Source organism: Amycolatopsis rifamycinica (assembly GCF_000695625.1).
GTDB lineage: Bacteria > Actinomycetota > Actinomycetes > Mycobacteriales > Pseudonocardiaceae > Amycolatopsis > Amycolatopsis rifamycinica.
Genome location: NZ_JMQI01000066.1, coordinates 19,831 through 43,656 on the forward strand (window position 1 = coordinate 19,831; position 23,826 = coordinate 43,656).

At 72.9% G+C, this 23,826-nt stretch carries 26 protein-coding genes; 11 read left to right on the forward strand and 15 right to left on the reverse strand.

What is annotated here, in order from left to right; all coding sequences use genetic code 11:
* Window position 1: 1 nt before the first annotated feature.
* From DV20_RS31640 to DV20_RS31675, 8 genes are all read right to left on the reverse strand, one after another.
* The gene (locus DV20_RS31640) at window positions 2-1,492 is read right to left on the reverse strand and encodes a beta-N-acetylhexosaminidase (RefSeq protein ID WP_043786693.1); all 1,491 of its coding nucleotides are present in this window, start codon (window positions 1,490-1,492) and stop codon (window positions 2-4) included.
* Window positions 1,492-2,310 carry a carbohydrate ABC transporter permease gene (locus DV20_RS31645; RefSeq protein ID WP_043786695.1) on the reverse strand — a complete coding sequence of 273 codons (819 nt, stop codon included), beginning with the start codon at window positions 2,308-2,310 and terminating at the stop codon, window positions 1,492-1,494. The genes DV20_RS31640 and DV20_RS31645 overlap by 1 nt, the downstream gene beginning before the upstream one ends.
* Window positions 2,307-3,230, reverse strand: a complete 924-nt coding sequence (locus tag DV20_RS31650) for a carbohydrate ABC transporter permease (RefSeq protein ID WP_043786696.1) — start codon at window positions 3,228-3,230, stop codon at window positions 2,307-2,309. The genes DV20_RS31645 and DV20_RS31650 overlap by 4 nt, the downstream gene beginning before the upstream one ends.
* Before the next feature lie 70 nt (window positions 3,231-3,300).
* Entirely contained in the window at window positions 3,301-4,575 is a 1,275-nt protein-coding gene (locus DV20_RS31655; protein ID WP_043786697.1) for an extracellular solute-binding protein, read from the reverse strand.
* Between the two features lie 16 nt (window positions 4,576-4,591).
* Window positions 4,592-5,764, reverse strand: coding sequence for a carbohydrate-binding protein (locus DV20_RS31660; RefSeq protein WP_043786698.1), 1,173 nt, complete (start codon window positions 5,762-5,764; stop codon window positions 4,592-4,594).
* 133 nt (window positions 5,765-5,897) lie between these two features.
* Entirely contained in the window at window positions 5,898-6,845 is a 948-nt protein-coding gene (locus DV20_RS31665) for a threonine ammonia-lyase (protein ID WP_043786700.1), read from the reverse strand.
* A 10-nt stretch (window positions 6,846-6,855) separates the two neighbouring features.
* Entirely contained in the window at window positions 6,856-7,230 is a 375-nt protein-coding gene (locus tag DV20_RS31670; protein ID WP_043786701.1) for a VOC family protein, read from the reverse strand.
* Window positions 7,227-7,943 carry an arsenate reductase/protein-tyrosine-phosphatase family protein gene (locus DV20_RS31675; protein WP_043786703.1) on the reverse strand — a complete coding sequence of 239 codons (717 nt, stop codon included), beginning with the start codon at window positions 7,941-7,943 and terminating at the stop codon, window positions 7,227-7,229. Before DV20_RS31675 ends, DV20_RS31670 begins: the two co-directional genes overlap by 4 nt.
* A 141-nt stretch (window positions 7,944-8,084) precedes the next feature.
* On the opposite strand from DV20_RS31675, the gene DV20_RS31680 reads away from it, so the two are divergent.
* The 3 genes from DV20_RS31680 to DV20_RS31690 are packed head-to-tail and all read left to right on the forward strand — an operon-like array spanning window position 8,085 to window position 11,392.
* A complete protein-coding gene (locus DV20_RS31680; protein WP_043786704.1) occupies window positions 8,085-9,110 on the forward strand; it encodes an amidohydrolase family protein in 1,026 nt (341 codons plus the stop codon).
* Window positions 9,107-10,021, forward strand: coding sequence for an amidohydrolase family protein (locus tag DV20_RS31685; RefSeq protein WP_043786705.1), 915 nt, complete (start codon window positions 9,107-9,109; stop codon window positions 10,019-10,021). Before DV20_RS31680 ends, DV20_RS31685 begins: the two co-directional genes overlap by 4 nt.
* A gap of 18 nt (window positions 10,022-10,039) precedes the next feature.
* Entirely contained in the window at window positions 10,040-11,392 is a 1,353-nt protein-coding gene (locus tag DV20_RS31690) for an MFS transporter (RefSeq protein WP_043786707.1), read from the forward strand.
* A 1-nt stretch (window position 11,393) separates the two neighbouring features.
* Here the strand turns inward: DV20_RS31690 and DV20_RS31695 are convergent, their stop codons facing one another.
* Window positions 11,394-12,473 carry a spore photoproduct lyase family protein gene (locus DV20_RS31695; protein WP_043786709.1) on the reverse strand — a complete coding sequence of 360 codons (1,080 nt, stop codon included), beginning with the start codon at window positions 12,471-12,473 and terminating at the stop codon, window positions 11,394-11,396.
* 78 nt (window positions 12,474-12,551) lie between these two features.
* A complete protein-coding gene (locus DV20_RS31700) occupies window positions 12,552-13,322 on the reverse strand; it encodes an NAD(P)-dependent oxidoreductase (RefSeq protein WP_043786710.1) in 771 nt (256 codons plus the stop codon).
* Between the two features lie 75 nt (window positions 13,323-13,397).
* Between DV20_RS31700 and DV20_RS31705 the strand changes: the two genes are divergently transcribed.
* The 3 genes from DV20_RS31705 to DV20_RS31715 all read left to right on the forward strand — a co-directional run bounded on the left by DV20_RS31705 (window position 13,398) and on the right by DV20_RS31715 (window position 15,884).
* Window positions 13,398-14,072: a GntR family transcriptional regulator gene (locus tag DV20_RS31705; protein WP_051736216.1), complete on the forward strand. Its 675-nt coding sequence runs from the start codon at window positions 13,398-13,400 to the stop codon at window positions 14,070-14,072.
* Window positions 14,073-14,136: 64 nt separating this feature from the next.
* Window positions 14,137-14,841 (forward strand): 4-carboxy-4-hydroxy-2-oxoadipate aldolase/oxaloacetate decarboxylase, encoded by a 705-nt coding sequence (locus tag DV20_RS31710; RefSeq protein ID WP_043786712.1) that lies wholly within the window; start codon window positions 14,137-14,139, stop codon window positions 14,839-14,841.
* On the forward strand, window positions 14,838-15,884 hold the full coding sequence (locus DV20_RS31715) for a 4-oxalomesaconate tautomerase (protein ID WP_043786714.1): 1,047 nt from the start codon (window positions 14,838-14,840) through the stop codon (window positions 15,882-15,884). The genes DV20_RS31710 and DV20_RS31715 overlap by 4 nt, the downstream gene beginning before the upstream one ends.
* On the opposite strand, the gene DV20_RS31720 is transcribed toward DV20_RS31715, so the two are convergent.
* Together DV20_RS31720 and DV20_RS31725 are read right to left on the reverse strand one after the other, a co-directional pair.
* Window positions 15,881-16,366, reverse strand: a complete 486-nt coding sequence (locus DV20_RS31720; RefSeq protein ID WP_043786717.1) for a hypothetical protein — start codon at window positions 16,364-16,366, stop codon at window positions 15,881-15,883. The genes DV20_RS31715 and DV20_RS31720 overlap by 4 nt on opposite strands.
* The gene (locus DV20_RS31725) at window positions 16,363-16,917 is read right to left on the reverse strand and encodes a DUF2231 domain-containing protein (protein ID WP_043786718.1); all 555 of its coding nucleotides are present in this window, start codon (window positions 16,915-16,917) and stop codon (window positions 16,363-16,365) included. Before DV20_RS31725 ends, DV20_RS31720 begins: the two co-directional genes overlap by 4 nt.
* Window positions 16,918-17,138: 221 nt before the next feature.
* Here DV20_RS31725 and DV20_RS31730 point away from each other — a divergent pair, with 221 nt between their 5' ends.
* Both DV20_RS31730 and DV20_RS31735 read left to right on the forward strand, forming a co-directional pair.
* Window positions 17,139-18,353: an MFS transporter gene (locus tag DV20_RS31730; RefSeq protein ID WP_043786720.1), complete on the forward strand. Its 1,215-nt coding sequence runs from the start codon at window positions 17,139-17,141 to the stop codon at window positions 18,351-18,353.
* Window positions 18,354-18,594: 241 nt separating this feature from the next.
* Entirely contained in the window at window positions 18,595-19,851 is a 1,257-nt protein-coding gene (locus tag DV20_RS31735) for a GGDEF domain-containing protein (RefSeq protein ID WP_235191029.1), read from the forward strand.
* A 5-nt stretch (window positions 19,852-19,856) separates the two neighbouring features.
* On the opposite strand, the gene DV20_RS31740 is transcribed toward DV20_RS31735, so the two are convergent.
* On the reverse strand, window positions 19,857-20,309 hold the full coding sequence (locus DV20_RS31740; protein WP_043786723.1) for an OsmC family protein: 453 nt from the start codon (window positions 20,307-20,309) through the stop codon (window positions 19,857-19,859).
* A gap of 57 nt (window positions 20,310-20,366) precedes the next feature.
* The gene (locus DV20_RS31745; protein WP_043786725.1) at window positions 20,367-21,362 is read right to left on the reverse strand and encodes a LacI family DNA-binding transcriptional regulator; all 996 of its coding nucleotides are present in this window, start codon (window positions 21,360-21,362) and stop codon (window positions 20,367-20,369) included.
* Window positions 21,363-21,443: 81 nt separating this feature from the next.
* Here DV20_RS31745 and DV20_RS31750 point away from each other — a divergent pair, with 81 nt between their 5' ends.
* Window positions 21,444-22,286 carry a phytanoyl-CoA dioxygenase family protein gene (locus DV20_RS31750; RefSeq protein ID WP_043786728.1) on the forward strand — a complete coding sequence of 281 codons (843 nt, stop codon included), beginning with the start codon at window positions 21,444-21,446 and terminating at the stop codon, window positions 22,284-22,286.
* A 35-nt stretch (window positions 22,287-22,321) separates the two neighbouring features.
* Window positions 22,322-22,462, forward strand: a complete 141-nt coding sequence (locus DV20_RS45985; protein WP_167344410.1) for a hypothetical protein — start codon at window positions 22,322-22,324, stop codon at window positions 22,460-22,462.
* A 48-nt stretch (window positions 22,463-22,510) separates the two neighbouring features.
* On the opposite strand, the gene DV20_RS47070 is transcribed toward DV20_RS45985, so the two are convergent.
* Window positions 22,511-22,633 carry a hypothetical protein gene (locus DV20_RS47070; protein WP_255410490.1) on the reverse strand — a complete coding sequence of 41 codons (123 nt, stop codon included), beginning with the start codon at window positions 22,631-22,633 and terminating at the stop codon, window positions 22,511-22,513.
* 236 nt (window positions 22,634-22,869) lie between these two features.
* Here DV20_RS47070 and DV20_RS31760 point away from each other — a divergent pair, with 236 nt between their 5' ends.
* The gene (locus DV20_RS31760; RefSeq protein ID WP_043786732.1) at window positions 22,870-23,622 is read left to right on the forward strand and encodes a ZIP family metal transporter; all 753 of its coding nucleotides are present in this window, start codon (window positions 22,870-22,872) and stop codon (window positions 23,620-23,622) included.
* The last annotated feature ends 204 nt before the right edge of the window (window positions 23,623-23,826 follow it).

Sequence of the window (23,826 nt, forward strand, 5' to 3'; positions counted from 1 at the left end):
GTCAAGGCACCGTCTTCCCGGGTACTCCGAGTGCGCCGGCGAACCGGACGCGCTCCTTGGGCAGGGCGCCCAGCGCCCGGAGGCGGTCGAGGTGGCCGGTCAGGCGCTGGTGGAAGTCAGCATAACCGCGGCCCGGCGGCGACCACGCCCGTTCGGCCAGTGCGCACAGCCGCGGGAACGCCAGGTGCCGCACGTGGTCGGGGGTCGGCGCGTGCTCGGTCCACAGCTGGGCCTGCGTGCCGAGCACGCCGGGCGTGGTGCCGTCGCTGACGGGCAGGCCGCCCGCCAGCGGATCGAAGCGGTAGACGTCCTCGAGGGTCGTCACGGGTTCGCGCGGTGGCTCGCCGGGGTCTTCGCTCTGCCGGTAGTCGAAGTACGTGGAGGTGTGCGGGGCCATGACGACCGGGTGGCCGCCGGCGACGGCGAGGGCGCCGTGGGCGGCGTCGCGCCAGGCGGTGACGATCAGGCCCGTGGGCAGCCGTCCCGCGGCGTGGCCGGTTTCGTCCCAGCACACGGCCCGGCGGCCCAGGCCGGCCACGATGTCGTGCAGCCGGCCGAGGAACCACGGGTGCAGTTCGGCGGGGCGCACGCCGAGTTCGGCGGCCTTCGCCCGCGCGGCCGGGCTGGTTTCCCACTGGGTCGTCGGGCATTCGTCGCCGCCGATGTGCAGGTACGGCGACGGGAACACGTCGGCGACCTGGCCGAGGACGTCCCGGCAGAAGGCGAAGACGTCGTCGTGGACGCCGAGGATGTCGGGACTGATGCCCCACTCCGTCCACACCGGCAGCGGCACCTCGGGCCGGTTGCCCAGCTCGGGGTAGGCGGCCAGCGCCGCGCGGACGTGCCCGGGCAGGTCGATCTCCGGCACGATCCGCACTCCGCGCTCGGCGGCGAAGGCGACCAGCTCGCGCAGCTCCCGCTGGGTGTAGAAGCCGCCGTGCGGGACGCCGTCGAAGACGCCGCTGCCGGCGGGGCCGACCATCGACTCGGCCCGCCACGCCCCGATTTCGGTGAGCCGCGGCCGGCCGGCGATCTCGATCCGCCAGCCCTGGTCGTCGGTGAGGTGCAGGTGCAGGACGTTGTACTTGTGCAGGGCCAGCAGGTCGACGAACTCGCGGAGGAACTCCATCGGCAGGAAGTGCCGGGCGACGTCGAGCAGCACGCCGCGCCACGGCAGCCGGGGCGCGTCGCGGATCGTCAGGCACGGCAGCCGCGGAGCCAGCTGGCGGATCGTCTGCACACCGGCGAGGAGGCCCGCTTCGGTGGACGCGGTGAGCAGCGCACGGTCGGGGGTGACGTCCAGGGTGTACTCCTCCGGCCCGAGCCCCGGTTTCGACGCGAGCCGGATGACGGGTCCGTTGTGGACCAGCGGGAGACCGGTGTACGCGGCGAGCAGCCGGGCCGGGCCCCGGGTGCCGGGGCCGGCCAGGATGCCGGTGGGCACGCAGGAACCGGCGCGACGGGTCAGCCGCGCGGGGCGGGGGATGAGCATCAGCCCTTCACCGCGCCCGCGGTCATGCCTTCGACCAGGTGGCGCTGCACGAGCGCGAAGAAGACGACGACGGGCAGCGCGAACAGCGTCGACGCGGCGATGAGGCCGCCGTAGTCGGTGCCCGTGCTGGTGCTGAACGAAACGAGCCAGACCGGCAGCGTGTAGCCCGAGCTGTCCTTCATGATCACGTAGGCGAAGAGGAAGTCGTTCCACGCGGTGATGAAGGCGAACACGCTGGTCGCGATCAGCCCGGGCAGCACGAGCGGCAGCAGGACCGAGCGCATGACGCGCCCGCGGGTCGCGCCGTCGATCATCGCCGCTTCCTCGAGCTCGGCCGGGATCCCGTGCAGGAAGCCGCGCAGCGTCCAGATGGTGAACGGCAGCACGAGCGCCACGTAGGTGAGGATCAGCCCGGGCAGCGTGTCGAGCAGGTGCGCGCTCTTGAGGCCGAGGAACAGCGGGATGACCAGTGCGGGCACCGGCACCATCTGCAGCACCAGCACGCCGACGAGGAAGCCGCGGCGCCCGAAGAAGCGGAAGCGCGTCAACGCCGTCGCGGCCAGGAAGGCGACCACGATGGAGAGGACCACGACCGCGACGACCACCACGGCGCTGTTGAGCAGGTCCTGGCCGAACCCGGGCTTGGCGAGCGCGCCGGCGAAGTTGTCGAGCGTGACGTCGACGGGCAGGAACTGCGGGGTGGGCTGGAGGATCCGGCCCGCGGGCTTGAACGCCGTGAGCACCATCCAGTAGACGGGGAAGATCCACACCAGGCAGAAGAGGGCGGCGACGGCGTTCCGGCCGATCCGGCGGATCACAGGTCCTCCCCGGAGCGGACGAGCCGCCGCACGTAGACCGCGGTCAGGCCGACGAGCAGCACGACGGAGACGACGGCGATCGCCGCGCCCTGGCCGAAGTCGTTGCGGCTGAAGGCGCGGGTGAAGGTCCAGATGCCCAGCGTCGTCGTGCCGCCGGCCGGGCCGCCCTGGGTGAGGATCCAGATCTGGTTGAACACGGTGAAGTCCCAGATGATCGAGAGGATGGTGACCAGCCCGAGGATCGGCCGCAGGAAGGGGACGGTGATCGTGCGGTGCGCCCGCCACGGCCCGGCGCCGTCGAGGGCCGCGGCTTCGTAGTAGGACCGCGGGATCTGCGACAGGCCGGCGTGCAGGGTGAGCGCGGCGAACGGCACCGACTGCCACACGACCAGCAGCCAGACGATGGCGAACGCCGAGGCCGGGCTCGTGGTCCAGTCGTGCTGAGTGAGGTCCCCGAAGCCGAGCCGGGTCAGCAGCCAGTTCACCACGCCGTAGCCGGGCTGGAACAGCCACTGCCAGACCACTGTGGACGCCACGTTCGGCAGCGCCCACGCCGCGATCAGGCACAGCGTGACCGCCGTGCGCATCCGGCGGCCCAGGCGCCGCAGCAGCAGCGCGACGCCGAACCCGATCGCGAGTGTGCCGAGCACCAGGGCGGCGCAGAACCCGACACTGCGGGCGAGTACCGGCAGCAGCTGGGGGTCGCTCAGGACGGCGGCGTAGTTGTCCCCGCCGGCGAACGCCGTCGTGCCGGTGAACAGCGACCGCAGGCCGTAGTCCTGCAGCGAAATGACGATCAGCCGGACGAGCGGGTAGCCGAGCACCAGCCCCAGCAGCGTGGCCGCGGGCAGGAGCAGGCCGTAGGGGAGCAAGAAACGGCGTCGCGGTCTTTCCCGGACGCGCGCCTTTTCGAGCAGCACGGGGACTCCTTCGCGGGACAGGGGCGAGGTGGCTCGGCGGGGACGGCGGTCGGCCGGGCCACCCCGCCGGTCAGCGGGCGCCCAGCGCCTCGGTCAGGTGGGCGTCGAACTCCCGGGCGGCGTCGGCGATCGGCCGTCGTCCGGTGGCGATGTCGGCGAAGAACGTGTTGATGGACTTGTCGCTTTCGATGGTCGCCCAGCCGGGGGCGGCGGGGGTGGCGACGCTGGTCTTCGCGGCGGTGGCGAAAGCGGTGTTGAGCGGCGGCAGTGCCGGCGTGACCTGGTCGATCAGCTCGGTCGAGATCGGCGTCCAGCCGTCGATGCCGGCGATCGCGTCCCGCTGCACGGCCGGGTCGGTCGCGGCCTTGAGGTAGGCCAGCGCCAGGTCCTGGTGGCGGCTCTTGGCCGCGACGGCGAGGTCCGAGCCGCCGAGGAACACCGGCTGCGTCTTCCCGGGCGTGGCGCTCGGGAACGGGAACGTGCCCAGCCGGTCCTTCAGCTCCGGCTTGTTCTTGAGCACGGTGTTGACGCTCGTGTCGAGGATGGCCGCGGCACCGCCCGCGGAGAAGATCGCGGCCTGGTCCGGGGCCTTGGTGTCGACGTTGCGGGACGCGGGGGAGGAGTAGGCGTTCTGGAAGTCCTTCCACGCCTGCAGCCCCTTCAGCGCTTCGGGGCTTTCGAGGGCACCGGCCCACTTCCCGTCCCGCTGCGTGGCCAGCTGCCCACCGGCGTCCCAGACGAACTGCAGCGCGCCGAACCAGTACCGGCCGGGGAAGTGGAAGGCCGAGAAGTCCGGTGCCGGGTGTTTCGCCTTGATCCGGTCCAGGGCCGCGGTGAGTTCCGGCAGGGTCTTCGGCGGGGCGGTGACGCCGGCGTCGGCCCAGACCTGCTTGTCGTAGATCACCGCGCGGTTGCCGGCGAACAGCGGGGCGGCGTAGAGGTGTCCGTCCACAGTGGCCGGTCCGGCCAGCCCGGGCAGCCAGGTCCGGCCGGCGGCGAGCTCGTCACGGCGCGGGGTGAGGTCGGTCAGCGCGCCGTTGGCGGCGAACAGCGGGACGTTCGTGTTGCCGATCTCGATGACGTCCGGCGTGGTGTCCTGGGCCAGCGCCGTGCTGATCTTCGTGTTGATGTTGTCCCACTCCTGGACCTGCACGGTGACCTTGGCGCCGGTGGCCTTCTCGAAAGCGGCGTTGATCGCCGCGGTGGCCCGGTCGCTGAGGTCGCCGTTCATCAGCCAGACGGTGAGCGTGCCGCCGCCGGCGGCGGGAGCGGGGGTTTCGGTGCCGCAGGCGCTGGCGGTCACGGCGGCGACGGCCAGTGCGGCGGCGAGGGTGCGGCTGCGCATGGGGATCTCCCGGAGGTCAGCAGGGGCCGAGGTCGCGCCACTGGGCGGTGAGGCCGGGTTCCGAGCCCTGGGTCCACCAGTTCGCCTGCCAGAGGTGGGCGTGGTGCTTCACCCGCTGTCCCTCGAGGTACACCGTGCCCCAGTCCCATTCCGACGCCGCCGAGCAGTTCGCGGGCTGGGACGGCGTGGTGGGCGTCGTCGGTGTCGTCGGCGTGGTGGGCTTGGTCGTCGTCGGCGGCGTGGTCGGCGTCGTGCAGCCGGTGACGGTGTCCACATGGGACGTTCCGGCCGAACGGTACTGCCCGGCCTGCGCGACGGCGTCGGCCGGGGCGACGACCTGGTTGCCCGCGTAGTAGGTCCAGTCGACCTGCTCGGTGTAGGCACTGGTGCCGCTCGTGTGCCCGGCGGTGTCGATGAACCACATGTTGTAGTTGATCGACATCGGCGTGCGCGGGTACACCGGGTTGCCCTGCGCGTCGGTGGTGTGGTCCGCGGTGAGCACGCCGTCGATGTAGTACTTCACGTGCCCGCCGGAGACCTGCGTGACGATGTCGTGCCAGCCGGCGAGGCTGCGGTTCTGCGCGGTGGAGGTCCGCAGGCCGTCCCACGTCGGGCTGTTCCAGTAGGTGTACCAGCTGGTCTGGTAGTTCGCCTGCGCGCCGCCCCAGCCGCCGTTGGGCAGGTACTCGGAGAAGTCGAGTTCGCTGTAGAGCGGGTCGCGGTCGTACCGCAGCGGGGAAATCGTGAAGTAGGTTTCGTTGACGTGGTCGCCGTCGGGGCCGCTGTCCGGCGCGTCGGTGAAGCGGACGCGGCTGGCGTACGTGCCTTCGAAGAACCGCAGCTGGTTTTGGTACAGCTCGGCGTGCGTGGTGCCGGCGGCACTGCCGTCGGTGGTGGCGGCGAGCTGGGCGACGCGCTCGCCGCCCACGGCCGGGAAGGTGATGTTGCTCGTGAGCCAGCGCGCACCGGGCACGCCGGGGCTGCCGACGTCGTTGCGCGTGGTCCAGCCCGCGCTGCCGAAGGCGGCATCGGCGGGTGAGGAGTAGTGGAAGTCGTCGAAGAGCACACCGCAGCCGGCCGCGGCGGACGCCGGGCTGGCGGCGGCCCCGCCGGAGAGGACGACGGCGGCCGCGGCCGCGGTGGCCAGGCTCGTCAGGGCTGCGGTGGTGGTCCGGGCGCTGCGGGACATGGGTCTCCTCCTGGGGTTGCCGTACCGCGGGGAGCACCGATTGGTCTAGACGAATCGGGTGGCCAGTACCTTCCTCCCTGACCATTGGTAAAGTCAAGGCGGCGACAGAACTTACCTTTGGTAATTTCCGCAGTCAGCCGACCCAGCGGCGGTAGGCGGCCAGGTCGACGTTGCCGCCGCACACGACGGTCACCACGTGCCGGCCGGCGAAGCGGTCACGATCTTCGAGGACCGCGGCGATGCCCAGCGCGGCCGAGGGCTCGACGACCAGCCCGGCGTGCTCGAGGAGCAGCCGCATCCCGGCGATGATCGAGGCTTCGGTGACGAGAACGGCGTCGTCCGCGACGACGAGCAGATCGGCCAGTACCTCCGGGATCGGCCGCCGCCCGGCGACGCCGTCGGCGATCGTGTCCGTCGGGCCGGTGGTGACGACGCGCCGGGCGTGCCAGGACCGCGTCATGGCCGGGGCGCCGGCCGGCTGGACGCAGACCACTTCGGTCCCGGGCGTCCGGGACCGCACGACGTGGCCCACCCCGGTCGCGAGGGCCCCGCCGCCGAGGGCGATCAGCACGGCGTCGAACGGCTCCGCGGCGTCCGCCAGTTCCAGGCCGATGGTTGCCGCGCCCTCGCAGGTTTCGAGGTCCAGGCTGTCTTCGACGAGCCGGATGCCGTCGTGCCGGGCAATGGCCGCGGCGCGTTCGCGGGCCAGTTCGTGGTCGCCGTCGACCAGTTCGAGGTGGGCGCCCAGCGCGCGGATGCGCTCGAGCTTGGCCTTCGTGGCCTGCCGCGAGGCGACGACGGTGACGTCGAGCCCCCGGCCGCGCCCGGACCAGGCGAGGGCTTGGCCGAGGTTGCCCGCGCTGGCGCAGACGACCGCCCCGGTGAGCCCGCTCGCGACCACCTCGGTGCCGCGGCCTTTGAAGCTCCGCACCGGATTCGCCGTCTCGAGCTTGATGCTCACCGCGCAGCCGAGGACGGGTTCCAGCGCTTCGCAGCGGTAGAGCGGCGTGTCGAGGAAGACGGGGTCGATCACCCGGCGGGCGGCCTGGATCCGGGCGAGGTCGAGACGCGTGTCCGGCACCCGGCGGAGCCTAGTGCGCGGGCTGGAACAGCTCCACGAGGTTCCCGGCCGGGTCGGCCAGCAGCACCTGCCGTCCACCCGGGCCGGACACCACCTCGGTGCGGAAGGCGATCCCGGCTCCGGTCAGCCGGGCGATCTCCGCGTCGAGGTCGTCGAGCACCAGGTGGATGCGGTTGCGCCCGGCCGCGGCGGCGTCCGCCGGGGTGGCGCGGGCCCCGGAGCTCGCCGGGCCGGACAGCAGCAGCCGCAGCGGGCCGCGGACGACGTCGGCGAACGCCGGTGCCGCGCTCATCCGGACCGTGAAACCCAGGTGGGTCGTGTAGAAGTCGATGGCCGCCTGGACGTCGTCGACGATGTAGCGGACGCTGGCGTGCTGCTCGGTCATGACGGGGCCTCCTTGCCGGGTACCAGTTCCGGCAGCAGGTGCCGGACGCGCGTGTCGAGCTCCGAAGCCGTCCTGGCCATGGAGTCCGCTGCCGGGTCGGGGATGCTCCAGTGGCGGCGGTGCGGGAACTCGGGACAGACCTCACGGACCTTGTCGCACACCGTGATGACGTGGTCGAACCGCTGCCCGGCCACCGTGTCCAGGTGCCGCGGCCGCTGCCCGGTGACGTCGATGCCGAACTCCTCGTCCAGCACCCGGACGGCGGCGGGGTGCAGGGCGGCCTTCGGGTGGCTGCCCGCGCTGGTCACCGTCACCTTCCCCGCGGTGCGCCGGCGCAGCAGGGTTTCGGCGATCGGAGAGCGGGCGCTGTTGCCGGTGCAGAGGAACAGCACCGCGACCCGGCCGGAGGGCGACGGCGGGGCTTCGGGGCGCAGGGCGGGGTGCAGCGCCGCACCGGTTTCGGCGAGCGCGCCCGCGCAGCGGTCGAGATCGAGGTGGTAGTAGCTGTCCCGGCCGTCGAAACTGCTGCGCGTCGCGGTGACCAGCCCGCCGCCCCGCAGCAGCCGCAGGTGGTAGGAGACCAGGTTTTGCGGCTCGCCCACCCGCTCCACCAGCTCCCGGACCCGCAGGTCGCCGCCGGCGAGCGCGGTCAGCAGCGACCACCGCACCGGGTGGGCGGCCAGGCGGACGAACTCGGGTGGCTGGGTGGCCATCCGCGGACAGTACATCAAATGGATTTGATGGAACAGCGCCCGGCTGGGAAGTCGCTCGACCAACTTCGTCGTAGATATTGTTAACAATCTCATCGACGATTAGGGTGCGCGTATCGAGACCCGAAGCGACGAGGAACCACCTTGATCATCGACTGCCACGGCCACTACACGACCGCCCCACCCGCACTGGCGGCGTGGCGCGAGCGGCAGATCGCCGCCCTCGACGGGGCCGGTGCTCCGCCCGTGCGGGGCGACCTGCGGATCAGCGACGACGAGCTGCGCGAGAGCGTCGAGCCGAACCAGCTGCGGCTGATGGACGAACGCGGCATCGACCTGACGATCTTCTCGCCGCGGGCCTCCTTCATGGCCCACCACGTCGGCGGCTTCGAGACCTCGGCGGCGTGGGCGGCGATCGGCAACGAGCTCTGCCACCGCGTCAGCACGCTCTACCCGGAGCGGTTCGTCCCGGCGGCGATGCTCCCGCAGTCGCCCGGCGTCGACCCGGCCACCTGCCTGCCGGAGCTGACGCGCTGCGTCGAGGAGTACGGCGCCGTCGCGCTGAACCTCAACCCCGACCCCAGCGGCGGCCACTGGACGGCGCCGCCGCTCACCGACCGGTCGTGGTACCCGATTTACGAGAAGATGGTGGAGTACGACGTCCCGGCGATGGTGCACGTCAGCACCAGCGTCAACCCGGCGTTCCACACCACCGGCGCGCACTACCTCAACGCCGACACGACCGCGTTCATGCAGCTCGTGCAGGGCGACCTCTTCGCCGACTTCCCCACGCTGCGGCTGATCATCCCGCACGGCGGCGGCGCGGTGCCCTACCACTGGGGCCGGTTCCGCGGCCTGGCCATGGCGCTGGGCAAGCCGGAACTGGAGGAGCACGTGCTGAACAACGTCTTCTTCGACACCTGCGTCTACCACCAGCCGGGTTCGGACCTGCTCTTCGAGGTCGTCCCGGCGCGCAACATCCTCTTCGCGTCGGAGATGATCGGAGCCGTCCGCGGCGTCGACCCGCGGACCGGCCACCACTTCGACGACACCCGCCGGTACGCCGAGGCCGCCGATCTGTCCGAAGCGGACTGGGCGGCGATCCGCGAGCACAACGCCCGCGCCGTCTACCCCCGGCTGGACGCCCTGCTGAAGGGCCAGGGCCGGTGACCGCCCCGAAGACGCCCGGCTGGCTGGACTGGTGCCCCGCACCGGCCACCCCGGACTTCCGGCTGCCGCCCGGCACGGTGGACGCCCACTGCCACGTGTTCGGCCCGCAGGCGCGGTTCCCCTTCGCGCCCGAACGCAAGTACACCCCCTGCGACGCGAGCCGCGACCAGCTGTTCGCCCTGCGCGACCACCTCGGCGTCAGCCGGAACGTCATCGTGCAGGCCACCTGCCACGGCGCGGACAACTCCGCGATGGTCGACGCCGTCCGGGCGGCCGGCGGCCGGACGCGCGGGGTCGCCACCGTCCGCCCCGACGTCGGTGCCGCCGAACTGCGGGAGCTGGACGCCGCCGGGGTGCGGGGCGTGCGGTTCAACTTCGTCAAGCGGCTGGTCGACGCCGCGCCCCACGAAGCGCTGCGCACGATCGCGAAGAAGATCGCCCCGCTCGGCTGGCACATCGTCCTCTACTTCGAGGCCGCCGACCTGCCCGAACTGGAGGCCTTCTTCGGGTCACTGCCCACGCCGCTGGTGATCGACCACCTGGGACGGCCGGACGTGACCCGGCCGGTCGACGGGCCGGAGTTCACGCGGTTCCTCGGCTTCGCCGGCTCCCACGACGTCTGGGTGAAGGTGAGCTGTCCCGAGCGGCTCACCGTGACCGGGCCGCCGGCGCTGGACGGCGAACGCCACGCCTACACCGACGTCGTGCCCTTCGCCCGCCGCGTCGTCGACGAGTTCCCGGACCGGGTGCTGTGGGGGACCGACTGGCCGCACCCGAACCTCAGGCACCACATGCCCGACGACGGCCTGCTCGTCGACCACGTCCGGCACCTCGCGGACACCCCCGAAGCGCGGCGGAAGCTGCTCGTCGACAACCCGATGCGCCTCTACTGGCCCGGCGAAACCGCCTGAACCCCCGAAGGGCATGCAATGCAGCACGCCAACGCGCTCAACCGGCTGAACCGCCTGCCGATCGCCCGGTTCCACAAGGTCACCCTGTTCGCCGTCTCGTTCGCCTACTTCTTCGAGTTCGCCGACATCAACAGCTTCGCCACCACCGCGCCCAAGCTGATCAAGCTCTGGGGCGTCACCGTCAACCAGGTCGCGTACGTGACCTCGCTGTCGTTCGTCGGCATGTTCTTCGGCTCGATCATCGCGAGCACGATCGCCGACCGCTGGGGCCGGAAGAACGCGCTCGTGCTGACCACCGTGTGGTTCGGCGTCTTCTCGTTCGCGGCGGTGTTCTCGTGGGACATCGTGTCGCTGGGCGTGTTCCGCGTCCTGACGTCGGCGGGCCTGTCGGCGATGACCGTGGTCGCGGTGATCTACGTCAACGAGCTGTACCCGGCCGCCAACCGAGGCAAGTACCAGGCGTACGCGATCGTGATCGGCATCTGCGGCACGCCGGTGACGAACCTGATCGCCAGCGTCGTGGTCCCGCTCGGCGACTGGGCGTGGCGGCTGGTCTACCTGTGGGGCGCGCTCGGTGTCCTGCTCGTGCTGTTCACCCGGAGGCTGAAGGAATCGCCCCGCTGGTACGAAAGCCGCGGCGAGCACGCGAAGGCGGACGCGGTGCTGCGGGAGATCGAGGCGCAGGTCGAGGCGGAGAAGGGCCCGCTGCCGGAACCGGCGCCGCCGGCCGGGGAAGCGTCGGTCGCGAAGGCGCCGCTGCGGCTGCTGCTGCGCAGGAAGTACCTCCTGCCGACGCTGCTGCTCACCGTCCTGTGGGTCACCCAGACGATCGGGTTCTTCGGCTATTCCAGCTGGGCGCCGACGCTGCTGGCCAAGGAGGGGTTCAGCGTCGAGAAGTCCGTGTTCTACGTGGCCCTCACCACTGTCGGCGCGCCGCTGGGCTCGTACCTGGCGGCCCTGGTGACCGACCGCTTCGAGCGCAAGTGGTGCCTGGTCGCCTTCGGCACGGTGATCGCGGTGTGCGGGCTGCTCTACGGACTGACGTTCGACCCGGTGCTGATCGTGGTGTTCGGCTTCCTGGTCAACATGTTCGAGCGCGGGTACACGGCACTCGGGTACGCGTACTCGCCGGAGCTGTTCGACACCCGCGGCCGCTCGCTGGGTACCGGTGTGTCGTACGGCCTGGGCCGGCTGTCGAACGCGGCGGGACCGCTCGTCGTGGCCGGGCTCTACAACGGCAGCGGCTACCGGAGCGTGTTCTTCTTCATCGCCGGGACGTGGCTGGCCGGCGCCCTGGTGCTGGCGGTCTTCGGGCCGCGGACCCGGCAGGCCCGGCTCGGGCGCGCCGCCGCGGCGCCGGCCGGCGTCTGACTCAGAACGCGTACCGGACGCGCAGGTACGGGGCGTGGACGGCGATGAGGTCCAGCAGCTCGTCCAGGAGCGCTCGCTTGTGGCCGGCGCGGTAGCGGACGTTCACGCCGCCGCCCTCGCTGCGCTTGGTCTCCTGCAGGTCGGGCCGCCACAGGACCTGCTCGGCCTTGGGGTGCCAGCCCAGGTTGACCTCGTGCAGGTCGCGGTTGTGGGTCAGCATGATCACCTCCGCGGCCAGCTGGGCCTTGGTGACGTCGTTCGTGGCGTCGCCGAGGTCCCGCAACAGCCGGGTCCAGTCGGCCAGCCACCCGTCGTAGACGACGACCGGGCTGAAGTTGACGTGCACCTCGTACCCGGCGGCCACGAAGTCGTCGAGCGCGCGCAGCCGGTCGGCGATCGGGCTGGTCCGCAGGTCCAGCAGCTTGGCCGGCTGCTCGGGCATCAGCGAGAACCGGATGCGCGTGCGGCCGCGCGGGGCCAGGTCCAGCAGCCCGTGGTTGACGTACTTGGTGGCGAACGAGGCCTTCGCCGCCGGTTGGCCGGCGAACAGGTCGATCAGGTCCGCGACGTTGTCGCTGACGAGGGCGTCGACCGAGCAGTCGGAGTTCTCCCCGATGTCGTAGACCCACGCGGCGGGGTCGCACTGGTTCGGCTCGGGCTTGGGACCCTGCCGGGCGATGTGGCGGGCCAGGTACCCGGTGATCCGCTCGATGTTGGCGAAGACGGTGATCGGGTTGGAATAGCCCTTGCGGCGGGGGACGTAGCAGTAGGCGCACGCCATCGCGCAGCCGTTGGACGTCGACGGGGCGATGAAGTCGGCGGAGCGCCCGTTGGGCCGGGCCGTCAGCGACTTCTTGATCCCCAGGACCAGGGCTTCGCGCTTGATCCGCACCCAGCGGCGGACGTTGGTCTCGTCGCCGTGGAGCTCGGGGATGCGCCAGTGGCTGTCGACTTCGACGACGGTGGCGCCGGGGAAGCGGTCCAGCACCTGGCGGCCGCGGGGGAGCTCGGCGGCGGCGGGTTCGACGTAGATGCGCGAGGGCGCGAGCAGCCGTTCCCGTTCGAGGGCGGCGTCTGTCACGAAAGGTTCACCTGCGCAGTCTCGGGGCTTCCGAGTCTACGCGCGGTGCGGCGGCCGGGCGCCGTGGCGGCCGGGCTGTCAGCCGTCCCGGGCGAGCCCGCGGAGCTGGTCGCGGGCCGCGGTGGCGACGTCGGCCCGGACGCCGAGTTCGCCGAGCATCTCGGCGGCGGCGGCCATCTCGGCGGTGCGGCGGACGGCGTGCCGGTGAGACCCGTCGACCAGCCGGTCCACAGTGGACGCGTCCGCGGCGGTGAGCTCGTCGACGACGATCTTCCGCAGCCAGTCTTCGCAGCCGGCGGCGCGGGCGGCCCGCAGCGCCTCGACGACGGCGGCGGACATCCCCTTGAAGAAGACGCTGCGCAGCAGCTTGCGTTCGGCGGCGAGTCCGGCCTCGCCGGGCATGGTCTCCACCGCGGCGCCGAGCGGGTTCAGCGCCGCGGCGACGGCGACGGCGGCCGGCCCGGTGGCCAGCATCGGCACCCGCAGCCCGCGGCCGGGGACGGGCGCCATGATCGCGACGTCGGCGAAGGGCACCCGGCGTCCGGCGGCGACGGCGGCGAGCTCCCGTTTCGTGCCGGGGGACGCGGTGTTCAGGTCGGCCCAGACGGCGCCCTCGCGCAGTCCGGCCAGCCCGGCGTCCAGGGCCCGGCGGGCGGCCGAGGCGCTGTTCACGCTCAGCACGAGGTCGGCGCCACGGGCGGCTTCGGCTTCGGAACCGGTGCTGACCACCCCCGCCGCGGCGGAAACCGCCGGATCGTAGCCGCGCACGACGGCGCCCGCGGCCACCAGGTCGCGGGCCAGTGCGCCGCCCGCTTCGCCCAATCCGAGTACCGCGATGGTTCCGGTCACAGCAGCATCCTCCTCGCCAGCTACGATCGAGTACACGATGTGCTCGACAAAATTGTCAACAAACGGAGCCGAGGTATGACCGAGAACGCGCCGGACCGGCTGCCGGGGGAGCGGTCCGCGGCGGCGGCCATCCGCGACGCCATCGTCCGCGGCGAGTTCGTCCCCAACCAGCGGCTGGTGGAGGCCGACCTGTCGGCCCAGTTCGGGGCGAGCCGGGCGACGGTGCGCGCGGCGCTGATCGAGCTGACCAACGAGGGGCTCGTCGAGCGCGTGCAGAACCGCGGTGCCCGCGTGCGGGCGGTGTCGCTGGAGGAGGCCGTCGAGATCTCCGAGGTGCGCATGATGCTCGAGTCCCTGTGCGCGGCGAAGGCGGCCGAGCGGATTTCGGACGCGGAAGCGGGCGAGCTGCGCGAACTCGGCGAGCGGATGCGGGCGGCCGTGGCGGGCGGCGACGTGGTCGGGTACTCGGACCTCAACCAGCGGCTGCACCGCCGGGTCCGCGAAATCAGCGGCCAGCGGACGGCGGCGCAGGTGCTGGAACGGCTGCGCGGCCAGAGCGTCCGGCACCAGTTCCGCCTCGCGATGCGCCCGGGCCGCCCGCAGGTGTCGCTCCCGGAGCACTTGGCGCTCATCGACGCGATCTGCGCCCACCAGCCGGAGAAGGCGGCCGAGGCCGCGCGCACCCACCTGGCCAGCGTGATCGAGGCCCTGAAGTCGGCCGAGGCGGAGGTCTCGCCGCTCCACCCCTGACCCGCGACCAGTGCTGCCGCCAAAATTGTTGACAATTTCGTCGACCGGATCGTACGGTGGCGGTATGGACCCCGTCATCGTCACCGATCCGCCGCGCGCCGACCTCGATCAGGTGACGCGGCTGGCGGGTTACGGCGTCGCCACCGTGCACGAAGCGCTCGGCCGCTCGGGCCTGCTCGCCGCCGGCCTCCGGCCGATCCAGGACGGCGCCCGCGTCGGCGGCACGGCCGTCACCGCGCTGTGCTGGCCCGGGGACAACCTGATGATCCACGCCGCCGTCGAGCAGTGCCGCGAAGGCGACCTCCTCGTCGTCACCACCACTTCGCCCTGCCGCGACGGCCTCTTCGGCGAGCTCTTCGCCACCGCGCTGCGCCGCCGCGGGGTGCGGGGCCTGGTCACCACCACCGGGGTCCGCGACGTCGCCGACCTGCGTGCCCTCGGCTTCCCGGTCTGGTCGGCCGCGGTCAGTGCGCAGGGCACGGTCAAGGCGACCGCGGGGGCGGTCAACGTCCCCGTCGTCGTCGGCGGGCAGCTCGTCCGCCCCGGCGACGCCGTGCTCGCCGACGACGACGGCGTCCTGTGCGTCCGGCGCGAAGAGGTCCACAGTGGACTCGAACGGGCGCAGGCGCGGCTGGAGAAGGAAGCCGCGGCAAGGGAAGCCTTCGCCGGTGGCCAGCTCGGCCTGGACCGCTACGGCCTGCGCGAAAAACTCGAAGCCCTCGGCGTCCGGTACCTGACCGCCGAGGAGTACGCGAAGGAGCGGTCATGACCGGCGTGCGCTGCATGCTCATGCGCGGAGGCACCTCGAAGGGCGCCTATTTCCTCGCCGAAGACCTCCCCGCCGACCCGGCCGCCCGCGACGACCTGCTGCTGCGGATCATGGGTACCCCCGACCCGCGCCAGATCGACGGCCTCGGCGGCGCGCAGCCGGTCACCAGCAAGGTCGCGATCGTCGCGAAGGCCACCGGCGCCGACCACGACGTCGACTACCTGTTCCTGCAGCTCGGCGTGGAGGAACCCACCGTCTCCGACCGCCAGACGTGCGGCAACCTCCTCGCCGGCGTCGGGCAGTTCGCCGTCGAACGGGGGCTCGTGCCCGCCGGGGCCGAGCGCACGACGGTCCGCGTGCGGCTGCTCAACACCGGGTCGATCGCCGTCGCGAGCTTCGCCACCCCGGGCGGCGAAGTCGACTACCGCGGCGAGACGGCCATCTCCGGCGTGCCCGGCACCGCCGCGCCGGTCGAACTCGACTTCACCGGCACCGAAGGGTCCGTGTGCGGCAGCCTGCTGCCCACCGGCCACGTCCGCGACGAGGTGGGCGGGATCGAAGTGTCCTGTGTGGACAACGGGATGCCGGTCGTGGTGGCCCGTGCCCGCGACTTCGGCATCACCGGGTACGAACCGGCCGAGGAGCTCGGTGCGAACGGCGAGCTCGCCGGGCGGATCGACGCCCTGCGCGTCGAGGCCGGGAAGCTGATGGGGCTCGGTGACGTCCGCGGGAGCTCGATTCCCAAGACCACGCTGGTGGCCGCCCCGCGCGACGGCGGCGCGATCTGCACCCGCACGTTCATCCCGGTCAAGCCGCACCCGTCGATCGGCGTGCTCGGCGGCGTCAGCGTCGTCACGGCGTTGCTGCTCGACGGCGCGGTCGGCCACGAGCTGCTGGAGGCCGGCGGCGGCCCCGTCCAGATCGAGCACCCGAGCGGCAAGCTCGCCGTCGCGATCGAATTCGAGGAGTCCCGCGTCCGCCGCTCGACCGTGATCCGCACCGCGCGGAAGCTGTTCGACGGGACCGTTTTCCCCCGTTCCTAGCGCCTTCGGGAGGCGAAGGCCTCGGCGCCGGTGCTGCGGCGGAACGGCTCGAGCGCGTCGCGTTGCGCGTCGGCTCGCGCGATCAGAGCCTGGAAGTCGATGTCGGGGAACCGCTCCTGCAGGCCCGCGACCTGGCCGAGGGTGTGCCACAGCGTCTTCTTGCCGTCGATGCCCATGACGAGCACCTCGAGCTCGAGGAACCGGCTCAGCGGCGAGAAACCGGTCAGCTTGCCGTTGAGCTTCAGCCGGGCCACCCGTTCGGCGACGACCGCCGCGGCGACCTTCACCGGGTTCGGCCGGACCTCCAGGCGCCGCATGATCCCTTCGAAGGTCCGCACGTCCTCGGCGATGGCGTCGGCGACCTCGCCCAGCGTCCGGCCGAGGTCGGAGCCGCGGTTGTGGTCGCGGGCGCGCCGGGCCAGCTCCCGCCAGGTGACGCCGAGGGCCAGCTGGTCCCGCAGGTAGATCGCCAGGTAGCTCATCGGGCGGCCTGCCAGCGGAAGAACCCGGCGCCCTGCGCGTAGGCCAGGTGCCCGCCGAGCGCGCCCCCGGCGCTCGCCATCGCCAGGCCGAGCGCGCCCAGGACCCGGCCGCGAGTCACCTGCCCGCGCGTGCGGGCGGCGTAGGACGCGCCGAAAAGGGCGATCGCCACCGCGTTGCCCGCGGCGTGGGTGAGCCCGACCCGGCGCCGCCGTTCGTCGAGGTCGGCGTAGTCGAACAGGCCGAGGACCACGGCCGCCGGCGCGGTCAGCAGGCCGGTGGCGACCAGCCGGCGGGCCGCTTCGTCCTGGCCCGGCAGCAGGTCGAACAGGGCCGAGCAGACCCAGGCGCCGATCGGCACGGTGACGGCGAGCGGGTGCAGCGGGTGGCCGAGCCAGCGGCCGCGCAGGAAACCGCCGGGCGCGCTCGCGGCGGCACCACGCAGCCGCTGCGCGAGAGCGGCGGCCGGGGCGTCGAGTGCTTTCGCGTCTTCGACGGCGGTCAGCGCGCGGTGCGGCGGGGCGGGGGTGTCACGGAGGTGGGCTCTCTGCATGCCGTCCCGGCTACCCGGTCGGGCGTGGTCCAACCGCTCACGGTCCGGTGCCGTTCGCCCGGCCCGCGTACTTCCGGCAGCCGCTCCCGAAAGCGGCACTTTTCGCGGGAAAGGCGCGCTTGAAGACCGGGGGCCGACGTTCGGCGATGGTGGCGAGTACGCCGACGCGCTACCGTGAGCGCCTTGGGCAACGCTCTGCGTGACAGTGCCTGGGGGTGGGGATGGCGGTGACGCGGTCCGCGTTCGCGGTACGCGGGTTCCGCCTGCTCTGGCTCGCCGGCCTGCTCTCGGTCGCCGGGGATCAGCTGGCTCGGGTCGCTTTGTCGATACTCGTTTTCCAGCGCACCGGCTCCGCCGCGCTGAGCGCGGCCACGTACGCGCTGTCGATGCTGCCCGCCCTCGTCTCGGGTGCGCTGCTGTCGTGGCTGGCCGACCGGTACCCGCGTCGCCGGGTCATGGTCGCCTGCGACGTGATCCGGGCGGTGCTCGTGGCGGTGATGGCGGTGCCCGTGGTCCCGCTGCCGCTGATGGCCGGGCTGCTCGTGCTGGTGCAGCTGGCCGAAGCGCCGTTCTCGGCCGCGCAGGGCGCCGTCCTGCCCGAGCTGCTGGGTGGCCGGTACGAGGCGGGACAAGCGGTTCAGCAGGTGACGACGCAGCTGTGCCTGGTGCTCGGCTTCGCCGCGGCCGCGTTCGTCGTCACCGGGGTCGGCGCGCACGCCGCCCTGGCCATCGACGCCGGCACCTTCGCGGCTTCCGCGCTGCTGATCCGCGCCGGCCTCGGCCCTCACCCGCCGGCGGCGCCCGCCGAAAGCGAGGCGACGTGGTGGCGCCGGATCGCCGCGGGTGCCGTGGCCGTGCGCCGGGACCGGACGCTGGCCACGCTGGTGTGGCTGGGCTGGCTGGCGCTGTTCACCGTCGTCCCCGAAGGGCTCGCTGTCCCGTTCGCCTACGAAGCCGGGGCCGGCGGCGAATGGATCGGGGTGCTGCTCGCCGCGGAACCGGCGGGCGCGGTGGCGGGCGCGCTGCTGCTGCGGCGGGTCGCGCGGACGGTGCGGGTGCGTGCCCTCGGCGTGCTCGCGGTCGGGACGTCGGCGCCGCTCGTGGCCTTCTGGGGGCGGCCGGCCCTGGGCACGGCGCTGGTCCTGCTGTTCGTGTCCGGGCTGTGCTCGGCCTACCAGGTCACCGCCGGGGCGACGTTCGTCCAGCTGTCCCCGCCGAGCGTGCGCGGGCGGACCCTCGGCTTCGCGCGGACCGGCATGATCGCCGGGCAGGGACTCGGCATCCTGGCCGGCGGCGTGCTGGCCCAGCTGGCCGGGCCGGCGACGGCCATCGCCGTGGCGGGGACCGCGGGAGCACTGGTCGCGCTCGCCGCGGCCGCGGCCTGGGCACGTCGCCGCCCGGACGCCGTTTCGGCCGCGCTGCCGGCCGAAGCCTGAGGTTCACCAGCCTTTGTCGCTCATCGCGGGCTCCTTCTCGGTGGCAGGGGCGGAGGATCTGGGGTTCACCAGCCTTTGTCGCTCATCGGCGCGCCTTTCCGTGCGGTTCGTCCGGTACCGGATACCCCGGAATCGTCTCAGCCGCCCGGTCGGGTCGTCCCCGCGGGAAACACCTGACATCCGGCCGTGACGCGACTACCCTGGGCGATCGGGGGATCACTGGCGCGGGGGAGGCGCTGCGATGGGGGAAACCGTGGCCACCGGCGGAGGTCCGCCCGGCTGGAAACTGTGGTCGTTGCCGGGCCGGGTGCGCGTGCTCGTCCTGGGCGTGACCCTGCTGGCGCTCGGCGTGCTGGCGCTCGCGGCCCGCACGGCGCCGACACCGGAGCAATGGGTCACGGCGGGCTGGCTCGCCGCGGCGGCCCTGCCGCACCTGCACGCCTCGCACCTGATCGAGCGGCGGCGCCGCGATCGCGACGGCACGCCGTACGTCGACCTCTGCAGCGTCTGGATCTTCGCCGGGGTCGTCGCACTACCCCTGGTGCTCGAGCTGGTGCTGGTGGCGGTCATCTACGTCCACCGCTGGGTGCTGGTCAACCGGTTCGACGCGGTCCGGCCCCCGCACCGCACCGTGTTCACCGCCGCCACGCTCGCGCTGGCCGCGGCCGCCGCGGCCGGCGTGCTGCGCGCGAGCGGCGTTCACGAGCACCTGGCCGCCGGCGCCCGGCCCGGCTGGGCCGACCTGGCCGCCGTCGTCGCCGCGGCCGCGGTGCAGTGGGTGGTCAACACCGGGCTCGTCGCCGCGGCCATCGCCTGGACGGTCACCGTCGAGCACCCCCGCCGGCTGCTGGGCAGCGCCTCGGACAACCTGCTGGAGGTCAGCCAGCTGGCGCTCGGGGTGTTCGTCGCGCTCGCGCTGCTGTGGTGGCCGCCCGCCGCACTGCTGATGATCATCCCGACGTTCGCGCTGCACCAGTGCGTCCAGCTCGACCAGCTCAAGCTCGCCGCCCGCACCGACCAGCGCACCGGGCTGCTCAACGCGATCGCCTGGCACGAGCAGGCCGAGCACGCGCTCGAGCACTCCCGCGGGCGCATCGGGGTGCTGATGATCGACCTCGACTGGTTCAAGCGCATCAACGACACCCACGGCCACCCGGTCGGCGACGACGTCCTCGCCGAGGTGGCCACCGTGCTCACCCGGGCCGTCCGGCGCGGGGACACGGTCGGCCGCTACGGCGGCGAGGAGTTCGCCGTCCTGCTGCCCGACGTCGACGAAGCCGAGGTCCGCACGATCGCCGAGCGGATCCGCCTCCGCATCCGGGCGCTGCGCATCACCGCGCCGACGGGCGAGCCGGTGACGCTGTCGGCGACGATCGGCGCGGCCCTGCACCCGTCGGAGCCCGGCGCCGGCCTCGACGAGATGATCCGGGCGGCCGACGACGCGTTGTACGCGGGCAAGAAGGCGGGCCGGGACCGGGTGGCCGTCGCCCGGTGCTGACGCCGTCAGTTCTGGCCGGGGTCGGCCGGGCCGCGGTGGTGCTGGAGCGCGCGTGCGCGGTCGTGGTCGAAGGTCACCGGCACCTCGGTGCCGACCAGCGGACACAGCCGCAGCGCCTCGCGGGTGACCGCGTCGTAGAGCTCGTCGGTCGACGCGCCGGGCAGGTAGATGCCGACCGCGGCGTGGAGTTCGTAGCGGCCGTCGTCGCGGTGGGACAGGGTGGCTTCGGCCGTGACCACGCTTTCGGCCGGCTCCACGTCCAGTGACGTCGCCGCGATCGTCAGCGACTGGTGCAGGCAGGTCGCCAGCGCGGCGGCGTAGAGCCGCTCGGGGTTGAGCGCGTCGGCCGTGCCGTTGCCGCTGGGCTCGCCGACCGGGTAGGCCAGGTCGCCGCGGCCGTCCACCCGGACGCTGCCGCGGCTCGACGTCGCTTCCGCCGAGTAGATGTCCCGTGCCATCGCGTCCTCCGGGGGGTCGTTTCCGCGCGGTTACCCCGCGGCGGCCACCCCACACGCTCAGCTCGTTTCGCGCACTTCCAGGTGGTGCGGGGCGACGATCGACCGCGGGGGTGCCGGGTCGGCCGCCTGCCGCGCCAGGCGGTCGAGGGCGAGTTCGGCGATGCGGTCCTTGTCCGGCGCCACGGTCGTGAGGGCCGGCACGCTGTAGCGGCCGTCTTCGATGTCGTCGAACCCCACCAGGGCCAGGGACTCCGGCACCGGGACGCGCCGGTCGGCGGCCGCCCGCAGGGCGCCGAGCGCCAGTTCGTCGGTGAAGCAGAAGACGGCGTCGGGCGGCCGCGGCAGGTCCAGCAGCCGCAGCATCGCCTGGTGGCCGTCGGCCCGGTGCAGGCGCCGCACCGGGACTTCCAGCTCCGGCTCGGCCGGCAGGCCCGCCTCGGCGAGCGCCTGCCGGTAGCCGGCCAGCCGCTGGCGGGCGGTGGCGTTCAGCGAGCGCGGCTGGATGCCCAGCGCCGCGACGCGGCGGCGGCCCGAGGCCAGCAGGTGCCGGGTGGCCTCGCGCGCGGCGGCGACGTTGTCGATGGCGACGTGGTCGACGCCCCCCGTGCCGTCGTGCTCGCCGAGCAGCACCAGCGGGACGGTGTCGGTGCGCGCGGCCAGCTCCGCGGGCGCCACCGCCCACGGGCTGAACAGGACGCCGTCGACCAGCTGGCTGCGCCGGCCGTGCAGCAGTTCCTTTTCGCGCTCGGCGTCGCCGTCGGTCTGGTCGATGAGCACGGTCATGCCCCGGGAGCCGGCGATCCGGACCGTGCGCGCGGCCAGCTCGGCGAAGTACGGCGAGTCGATCTCCGGGATCACCAGGGCCACCAGCCCGGTGCGGCCGCGCCGCAGCGTGCGGGCGGCGAGGTTGGGCCGGTAGCCGAGGGCGTCGATGCTCGCCTGCACGCGCTCCCGGGTCGCCGGGGCCACGTACCGGAACCCGTTGACCACGTTGGACACCGTGCGCACCGAGACGCCGGCGTGCTCGGCCACGTCACGCAGTTTCGGGTTCACCGGCGCAGCGTACCTCTTGCAACGTGGCATGCCACGTTGCAAACTGGCCTGGCACGCTGTCGTGTCCCCCAGGAGGTTCGGATGACCGCACACCAGACCGCCCCCGCCCCGAAGGCCGCCGCCGAACTCGCGGCGCTGACCGAGCGCCTGGACGCCGACGGCATCATCGGCCTGCCCGGGGCGTTCTCCCGCGACTGGGTGCGGCAGCTCGGCGAGGACATCGACACGGCGTTCGCCGAGGCCCGCGCCCGGCCGGACGGCGCCGTCGGCCGCGGCCCGAACCGGTTCTACGTCGAGATCCACCCGGAGCAGCTGCGCGGGTTCACCGACCTGGTCACCCACCCGTGGATCACGGCGGTCGCCGAGGCGGTGCTGGGGCCGGAGTACCGGATCGTCGAGGTGGGCTTCGACGTCCCGCTCGCCGGGGCGGTCGACCAGCCGTGGCACCGGGACTTCCCGATGCCCGCCGAAACCGCCCGCGAGCGGCGGCTGACGTCGCTGGCGGTGAACGTGACCGCCGTCGACACCGAGCCGGACATGGGCCCGTTCGAGATCGCGCCCGGCACGCACTGGGACAGCGGCAGCGCGTTCGAGCACGGCATGTTCCCGCCGCGCGAGGCCTGGCCGCGCTACGAGGAGCTCGCGGTGCGCAAGTTCCCGCAGATGGGCGACATTTCGATCCGGTCGGCCCTGACGCTGCACCGCGGCACCGCGAACCACTCGGCCAAGGCGCGTCCCGTCCTGGTGCTGGGCCTCGACGCGCCGGGGGCGGGCAACGACGAGCGCCACGACACCGCGGTGACGAAGCGGTTCTGGGCGTCGCTGCCGGAATCCGTGCGCGCGCACCTGCACTGCCCGGTCGTCGACGTGCTGACGCCGATCACCCAGAAACACACGATCGAGGGTCTCGTGATGGGGACGTGAGGTTTGTCGGCCTCGGACGCGGGCACCTGGTGGCCATGACGGAAGCGGGAATCACCGAAATGTCGGGCCGGCCCGGAGTCGTCGCGGGGCTGCGCCGCGTGCTGCTCGCGTTCGGGGTCGGCGGGGCGCTGGCGTGCCTCGCCTGGATGGCGTTGTGGCTGGCCATGCACGTCTAGGTCGTCAGGCTCCGGCCACGTGCGTCACGCCGTGGCCGGAGCCTGGTTTCACTGGCAGGCTTCGCAGTCCGGGTCGTCGATGCGGCAGGCGGCGCCATCGGTGAGCGGGAAGTCGAAGTCCTCCAGCTCGGGCACGGCGACGGACTCTTCCGGGGTGGTGGTGGCGGACATAGGCCCTCCCTTGTGGACGAACGGTTCTCCAGTGTGTAGCGCCGAAGATCGCCGCGCATTCCGTGACGCGCGCCACACGCGGGGCAGGCGAAGGGCGGCGGGGGAGCGGGCGGCCGTCCGCTCGGCCGGGTGATCTTCGGAACCGTTTCCGTTCTCGGCGACCGGCGGGTTCCGCCGGGCCCGTCGTGGGTAGTCCCCTCCCGGACGATCAGGGACTCGGCGGGAGGTGGCCGCACGTGCCGCAATGGGTGGAAGCGGGACTCTGGGGGCTCGTCGGCGGGATCGCGCTCGTGCTCGGCGCCGCCGTGGCCTGGTGGGTGCGGGTCTCGCGGCGGGTCGTGGCCGGGATCATGGCCTTCGGGGCCGGGGTGCTCATCTCCGCGCTCGCCTTCGACCTCGTCGACGAGGCAGAGCGGTCCGGCGGGCTCGGGCCCACCGCGGGCGGCTTCCTCGGCGGCGCCACCGTGTACGTCCTGATCAACGTCCTGCTCGCCCGCCGGGGCGCCCGGCACCGCAAGCGGTCCGGTGGCCAGCAACCGTCCGAACAGGACACCGCGGGCAGCGGCGCCGCCATCGCCGTGGGTGCCCTGCTCGACGGGATCCCGGAATCGGTGGTGCTCGGCGTCTCCCTGCTCGGCGGCGGCGGGATCGGGGTCACCGTGCTCGCCGCCGTGTTCATCTCGAACGTCCCCGAAGGCCTGTCCAGCGCCGCCGGCATGAAGGCCGCCGGCCGCAGTGCCCGCTACGTCTTCGGTGTCTGGAGCGGCATCGCGGTCGCCAGCGGGCTCGCGGCCCTGGCCGGCAACGTCCTGCTGCGAACCGCGTCCCCCGCGACCGTCGCCGCGATCACGGCGGTGGCCGCGGGGGCGATCCTCGCCATGATCGCCGACACGATGATCCCCGAGGCGTTCGAACGCACCGAGCTCTACACCGGCCTGCTCGCCACCATCGGCTTCCTGACCGCGTTCGTGATCGAGCACGTCGGCTGACGACGGCCGCGCGATCAGCGGTGGGCGCGCCGGCCGGCAGGGCGAACAGCGCCCCGTGGCCAAGGGCGCGGGAACGCAAGCGATCAGCGACTGGGCGCGCAGCGACCCCCAGCAGCGCGTGCTCACTGGGCTCGACGCCCACCGTGACGCCGCGAACGGGGTGTTGTTCCTCTACGATGTCAGCCTTCCTGATCGGCAAACGAA